This window comes from Clostridium sp. (genome assembly GCF_051650885.1).
Lineage (GTDB): Bacteria > Bacillota > Clostridia > Clostridiales > Clostridiaceae > Clostridium.
Genome location: NZ_JBOFRG010000057.1, coordinates 1 through 5,905, shown reverse-complemented (window position 1 = coordinate 5,905; position 5,905 = coordinate 1). Strand labels below are relative to the sequence as shown.

Sequence of the window (5,905 nt, the reverse complement as noted above, 5' to 3'; positions counted from 1 at the left end):
GGATAGGATATAATATTACTAAAAGTAAAATAATGGGTGAAGACAAGTTGTTAGGTAAACAAGAGGAGTATGGTAATGAAAAAATTAATAATAATTAATGGTGTTATGGGAGTAGGAAAAACAACTGTTAGTAAGGCTTTAAATAAAAGATTAAAAAATTCCTTTTGGTTAGATGGGGATAATGTTTGGAAGATGAATCCATTTGTTGTTGATGAAGAAAACAAAAAAATGGTGTTAGAAAATATAGGGTTTGTATTAAATAGTTTTATAAAAAATAGTCATTCAGAATATATTATTTTTAATTGGGTGATATATAATGATGAAATAATGAAAGAAGTTTTAAAAAGAATAGAAAAAGAAAACTTGAAGATATATAAAATAACATTAATGTGTAGTAAAGAGGAATTGATAAAAAGAATAAAAAAAGATATTGAATCTGAATTAAGGGATGAAGGAAATATAGAAAGAAGCCTGAATAGATTTAAGGGTTATGAAAAAATGGATACATTTAAAGTGGATACAACTAATAGAGGAATTGTAGAAATTTTAGATAAAATTATGGAAATAATTATATAGAAGGGAAGTGCTATTATGAATAACAAACTATTAAGAGAGCCTTGGTTACAGTGGGCAATGGAGATTCAGAGTATTGCACAAGCTGGCTTAGCTTATGGAAAAGATGTTTATGATATAGAAAGGTATGAAAGAATTAGAGAGATAAGTGCAGAGATGATTTCTTATAAAACAGAGATTCCAGTAGGAAAAGTAAAGGAATTATTTTGTAATGAAAAGGGGTATCAAACACCTAAATTAGATACAAGAGCAGCAATATTTAAAGATGATGAAATATTACTTGTAAAAGAAAATAATGGAGCTTGGTCTATGCCAGGAGGTTGGGTGGATGTATTAGAATCAATAGAGTCAAATACTGTTAAGGAAGTTCAGGAAGAAGCGGGGATTTTAGTTCAAGCAGAAAGAATAATTGCAATTCAAGATAGAAATAAGCATAACAAGCCAATTTATCCTTATGGTGTTTGTAAGGTATTTGTTCAATGTAGAAAAATTAGTGGAGAATTTAAAGAGAATATAGAAACTATAGAAAGCAAATATTTTTCATTAGAGAATTTACCAAAAGAGTTAGCTAATGAGAAAAATACTAAAGAACAAATAAAAATGTGCTTTGAGGCAAAAAATTCAAAGATTTGGGAAACAATTTTTGATTAGATTTTAAAGGGGGTATAAAATGGAAATAAGATTAGCAACATTAGAGGATAGAGATAAAATTGTAGAATTAATAAAAAGAAGAATGAAGTGGATGGATGAGAAGGATTTATACCAATGGAATAAAACAGGCTATTTAGAAAGATATCCTAACATTTATTTTGATGAAAAAATAAATGAAAAAATAATGTTTGTAGCAGTAGAAGCGGAAACTGTAGTTGGTGTGATGGCATTATTTAAGGAAGATGAGAGATGGAAAAAAGTAAATGATAAGGCTTTATATGTACATCATTTAGCTGTAGATGAGACGTTTAAAGGTCTTGGAGTAGAGATGCTAAAGTTTGCAGAAGAGTATGGAAGAGAAATTAAAGTAGATTTTATTAGATTAGATTCTCAAAAGACTAATTTAAAGTTAAATAATTATTATGAAAACATAGGATATAGAAATGTTGGAGAATGTATTGATGGTGTTTACGAGGGATATAGACGTGAAAAGAAAATATTAAATTAATTATGGAAGAGATTATCTAAAAATAGATGGTCTCTTTAAATTTTGAATATTTAATTAGAAATAATAAAAGAGAGAGGTTTACAGAATAAAAATTATTAATATGTTGTATAAGTTAGACTTTTCTTGCATATCTATAGAATAAATAAAATTAAATGCTTAGGGGGAGTTTATGAAAAATAAAGAGATAAGCCTTTGTATAATAAGTAAAAATGAAGAAAATTTAATAAGAGAGTGTATAGAAAGTGCAAAGGACATAGCTTCAGAGATAATTGTCTTAGACACAGGTTCAAAAGATAGAACAATAGAAATTGCAAAAGAGTATGGAGCTAAAGTTTATAATGAGGAATTTTATTATGACTTTGCTAATTTAAGAAATAAATGTATTCAAAAAGCAACTAAAGATTGGATTCTTTTTTTAGATTGTGATGAAGTTTTAGAAGATAGTAAAAAAGTTTTAGATATATTAGATGAAGTGTCTAATGAAGTTGCTATTAACTTAAGGATAGGAAGTTACTTAGATGATGTTAGAAGAAGCGAAGATAATATAATAAGACTTTTTAGAAGAGATGAAAACATTAAATTTGAAGGTAGGATATATGAAACAGTAGAAGAAAGTATAAAGAAAAATTATAGTGAAGAAAGGATAAAATATTCAAGTATTAAAATTAAACATTATGGAAGTGACAAAGAAAAGGTAGATTTGAATAGAAAAATAAACAGAAACTTAAAAATATTCTCTTTAATTGATGGTGATAAAAAAGATGGGAAATATTATTTTGACTTAGGGAATGAATATGGAAGAATGGAAGATTATGATATGGCTTTAGAAAAATATGATAAAGCTTTCGAATTAGAAGAACATAGAAATATAGATAAATGCAAGCTAGTTTTAAATAAAGCAAAAGCTATGCATAAATTAGAAATGTTCTCTGAAGAGTTAGATTTTATAAAGGAAAATCTTTTAGAATTTAATGATTTTAAAGATTTATATTTTTTAAAGTGTCTTTGTGAAGTTCAAATGGCACATTTTCATGATGCAAAAGAAAGTATTGAAGAATATATGAAAAAGGAAAAACTAATAAAATATCCATCAAGTGAGTTTGAAAATGCTATATGTTTAGAGGGGTTTTATAAAAACATAAGTGAAATTGCAGATACTGTAAATATGTAAGATGAAAAGGAATTTATCTAAAATTTAGGATGAATTCCTTTTTTAATGCTATAATATTAACAAAAAGTAAATAAAAACAACAAAAAATGAACAATGGAGGGACTAAATTGAGAAAAAATAAAATATTAAAGTTAATGAGTCTAGCTTTAATTATAGGTGTAGGAAGTTTTATTATAAATAAAAATATAGATAGAGAAGTAGAGGCTAGTAGTGAAACATTAACAAGTGTTATGGTTCAAACTGTAGGTGAAGAAAAGGTTAGAGATAGAATGAAGTATTCAGGACGGCTTTCTTATGGTAGAGAAGAAAATTTAATTTCTATGGTAGATGAAAAAGTTACATATGTAGGAGTTAAAGAAGGGGATTTGGTAAAAAAAGGCGATGTATTAGTAAAATTTGATTCATCTAAGATTGATGGAAGTGTAGAAAAAGCAAAAAAAGATTATGAAGATGCACTAAAAAAATCAAATGAAAATAAAAAGAAATTAGAAGGTTTAAAAAGTAATATAGATGGAATAGAAGAAGAAATAGAAAAATTAAAAGGTGAAAAACAATCTATAGAGCTGAAAATAACAGAGCTAGAAAATGAATTAAAAACTATTGAAGAAAAATTTAAAAATAATGAGATATCAGAAGAAGAATATAAAATTTTAAAAGATGAAAAAGATAAGTTATTAAATGAAAATAATTTAAGACTTAAGGTTTTAGATAAAGAGATAGATGTAAAAGAATTAGAAAAGACTTCTTTAGAAAAAGGAATTGAAGGAGTAGAGAAACTGAATTTAGGAAAACTTAGCTTGGAATCAACAAAAAAGATTTATGAGCAAATGAGTACAATGAAAGAAAACTATATATTAAAAGCACCAATAGATGGAGTAGTTTTAAGTTTAAATTGTTATTTAAATGAAAAGGTAGAAAATAAAATGATGCCAAGTGTTTCTATTGGTAATAAAAGTGAGCTGAACTTTAAATTTGGAGTAGATGAGGATGAAGTCAAAAAATTTAAAGAAAATGAAGAAGTTACTATGGAAATTGAAAAAGATAAAAAAATGATAAAGGAAAAAGGTTATATAAGTAGCATCAGTAGAAAAAAAGACCTTAGAACAGGGCAATATACAGTAACAGTTAAAATTTCAAATAATAAGGATTATGATGTTCAAGCATTTGCAAATTGTTTTATAAAAAATACTGAGAAAAAAGAAAAGAATATGATAAGCAAAAACGCTTTAATTAGAGAAGAAGAAAAAAATTTTGTTTATGTGGTTGAAGAAGGAAAAATTATAAAAAAAGAAATTAAAATAAGTGAAGAAAGTAATCATAGTGTTAAGGTTATTGAAGGATTAGAAGAGAATGATAAAGTTGTTATAAGAGGAAAAGAGTATATAGAGGAAGGACAAGCTGTGAATATTGTAGAGGAGGATTTATAAGATGAAGATATGGGAGTTTAGTATAAAAAGACCAGTAACAATATTTATGGCAATAATTGCAGTACTTATATTTGGAGCGGTATCTTATACAAGATTAAATCTAGATATGTTACCTAGTATGAATATGCCAATGCTTATGGTAAATACAAATTTAATGGGAGCAGCACCAAGTGAAATAGAAGAAAATGTAACTAAGAATTTAGAAGAAGTTATTGCAACCGCAAGTAACGTGAAAAGTATAAAATCTATATCTAAAGAAGGAAATTCAATGATAATGGTTCAGTTTGAAGATGGAACAGATATGGATTTTGCATCGTTAGAGATAAGAGAAAAAGTAGATATGATAAAAGGGATTTTACCTAAAGACACAATGAATTCTATGATTATAAAAATGGATCCATCTATGATGCCTATTATGAACTTTGGAATTAGTTTGAAAAATGAGCAAAGTGAAAGGGTTAGTGATTTTACTGAAAATGTAGTGAAAAAAGAGATTCAGAGTATAGATGGAGTTGCTTCAGCTAATCTTTCAGGAGCATACAATAAAACTATAAAAATAAAAGTGGATGGAGATAAGTTAACTTCATATGGATTAAATATGCAAACACTATTAAGTTCTATAAAAAGTGTAGACATAAATTATCCTATAGGAAATATTATTGAGGGAGATTATGAAGTTTTAGTAAGAACAAGTAGTGAAATAACTTCTTTAAATGATTTTTCAAATATAAGCTTAAAAACAAATACAGGAGAAATTAAAAAGTTATCTGATATAAGTACTATTGAATATGAAAATGAAAAGGGAAAAGATTTTGCAAAGATAAATGGAAATGATGCTCTTATACTAACTATTCAAAAAGAAAGTACGGCAAACACTGTAGAAGTTACAGAAAGAGTGAAAAAGAAGTTAGATGAACTTAAAAAGGAAAATAATAATTTAGAAGTAATAAAAATTATGGACCAAGGTGAAGTAATAGAATTTATGGTAGATGCAGTAAAGAAAAATGCAGTTGTTGGAGCTATACTTGCAGTAATAGTATTACTTCTATTTTTAAAAGATGTTAGAACAACTATAATTATGGGGATTTCAATACCGATATCAATAGTTTGGACATTTGTATTAGTGTACTTTGGTGGATTAACTCTTAATATGATTTCCCTTGGAGGAATAGCACTTGGAGTGGGAATGCTTGTAGATAACTCAATAGTAGTTATAGAAAGTATTTATAGATATAAAAAACTTGGTTATTCTAATAAAGAGGCTGCAAGTCTTGGAACAAAGGAAGTTGCACAAGCTATAATGGCATCTACACTAACATCAATCTGTGTATTTTTACCTATAGTTTTTGTTGAAGGAATGGCTGCAGATATATTTAAAGAAATGGCACTTACAGTAACATTTTCTTTAGTATCATCATTAATAGTATCATTTACATTAGTACCAGTTTTATGTAGTAAATTATTAAAAAATACTAATTTAGATAAAAAGAATAAAGTTGTGGAAAAGCTTAAAATAAAATATGTTAAAGTTTTAGAATACAGTTTAAAAAATAAAAAGAAAGTAATAATTTCTTT

Annotated in this window: 6 protein-coding genes; all 6 read left to right on the top strand. The window is 26.5% G+C overall.

The features are described 5' to 3' along the window. Positions 1-75 precede the first annotated feature (75 nt). On the top strand, positions 76-576 hold the full coding sequence (locus ACRC28_RS03040; RefSeq protein ID WP_438541983.1) for an AAA family ATPase: 501 nt from the start codon (positions 76-78) through the stop codon (positions 574-576). Positions 577-591: 15 nt separating this feature from the next. Beyond that, positions 592-1,224, top strand: coding sequence for an NUDIX hydrolase N-terminal domain-containing protein (locus tag ACRC28_RS03035; RefSeq protein WP_438541982.1), 633 nt, complete (start codon positions 592-594; stop codon positions 1,222-1,224). Between the two features lie 19 nt (positions 1,225-1,243). Beyond that, on the top strand, positions 1,244-1,732 hold the full coding sequence (locus tag ACRC28_RS03030; RefSeq protein ID WP_438541981.1) for a GNAT family N-acetyltransferase: 489 nt from the start codon (positions 1,244-1,246) through the stop codon (positions 1,730-1,732). 169 nt (positions 1,733-1,901) lie between these two features. Next, on the top strand, positions 1,902-2,903 hold the full coding sequence (locus ACRC28_RS03025; protein ID WP_438541980.1) for a glycosyltransferase: 1,002 nt from the start codon (positions 1,902-1,904) through the stop codon (positions 2,901-2,903). Between the two features lie 107 nt (positions 2,904-3,010). Beyond that, positions 3,011-4,330 (top strand): HlyD family efflux transporter periplasmic adaptor subunit, encoded by a 1,320-nt coding sequence (locus ACRC28_RS03020; protein WP_438541979.1) that lies wholly within the window; start codon positions 3,011-3,013, stop codon positions 4,328-4,330. 1 nt (position 4,331) lies between these two features. Then, a partial coding sequence (locus ACRC28_RS03015; RefSeq protein ID WP_438541978.1) for an efflux RND transporter permease subunit occupies positions 4,332-5,905 on the top strand: 1,574 nt, incomplete at its 3' end.